Origin of the sequence: Rhizobium sp. 25PS6, assembly GCF_032464655.1 — a bacterium.
Classification (GTDB): domain Bacteria; phylum Pseudomonadota; class Alphaproteobacteria; order Rhizobiales; family Rhizobiaceae; genus Rhizobium; species Rhizobium laguerreae.
The window spans coordinates 1-938 of record NZ_JAWDIV010000068.1 but is presented as its reverse complement, the minus strand read 5'-3'; the positions used below and the strand labels follow the sequence as shown (position 1 = coordinate 938).

The window sequence follows — 938 nt, the reverse complement described above, 5'->3', positions numbered from 1 at the left end:
GCTCTCGATCGATGCCATCATGGCTTCGGCCTGTCTGCCTTTCCTGTTTCAGGCGGTCGAGATCGACGGCGAGTCCTACTGGGATGGCGGCTATATGGGCAATCCGGCGATCTTTCCGCTGATCTATGGCTGCGACACGCCGGATGTGCTGGTCGTCCATATCAATCCGATCGAGCGTGCCGAGGTGCCACACACCGCCTCCGAGATACTCAATCGCATCAACGAGATCAGTTTCAATTCGTCGCTGCTGCGGGAAATGCGGGCGGTGGCCTTCGTCACCGATTTGATTGATGCATCTCCGGAAAGTACCGGCAATCTCAAGCGCATCTTCGTGCACGGCATCTCCGATGACGAGACGATGAAGAGCCTTTCCGTGTCGAGCAAGCTCAATGCCGATTGGGGGGCGTTGGTCGATCTGCGCGACCGCGGCCGGGAATGCGCCGACATGTGGCTGCTGGCCAACTACCAGGACATCGGCAAGCGCTCGACAGTCGACATTCGCGAACGATATCTCTGATTTTCCAAGGATTTCCTTCCGCGCCGCCGGTTCCGGTCCGCTCCCTCCCTCGCTGCATGCCACTTCCTCCCCCCGGTCCCCCCGGGGGGGTATTTTTTGTCTTCTCGCCAGCCGCCGCCGCGCATAGCGCCAGTCTATGAAAACCATGCCGCAACAGCATTTCAAACATCACCGGCAATGCGGGAAAGTAATTCCAGTCAAGCCGGAAACCGGTTTGATCCAACCTCAACCAGGAGACATTTCCATGAACTCGACCTGCATCCTCATCGGTTCCGCCCTTGCTGCCATCACCTCCATGGCAGCCTCCAGCGCCTTTGCCGGCCCGGCTGCACAGCCCGAATTCTCGTTCGAGAAGTGCTACGGCGTCGTCAAGGCCGGCCTCAACGATTGCCAGACGGCCACCCATTCCTGCGCCGGCACC

Annotated in this window: 2 protein-coding genes; both read left to right on the top strand. The window is 59.6% G+C overall.

What is annotated here, in order from left to right; all coding sequences use genetic code 11:
- On the top strand, positions 1–517 hold a 517-nt coding region (locus RWK44_RS34835), incomplete at its 5' end, for a patatin-like phospholipase family protein (protein ID WP_316030176.1).
- Between the two features lie 244 nt (positions 518–761).
- A partial coding sequence (gene bufA1 / locus RWK44_RS34830; RefSeq protein WP_316030178.1) for a BufA1 family periplasmic bufferin-type metallophore occupies positions 762–938 on the top strand: 177 nt, incomplete at its 3' end.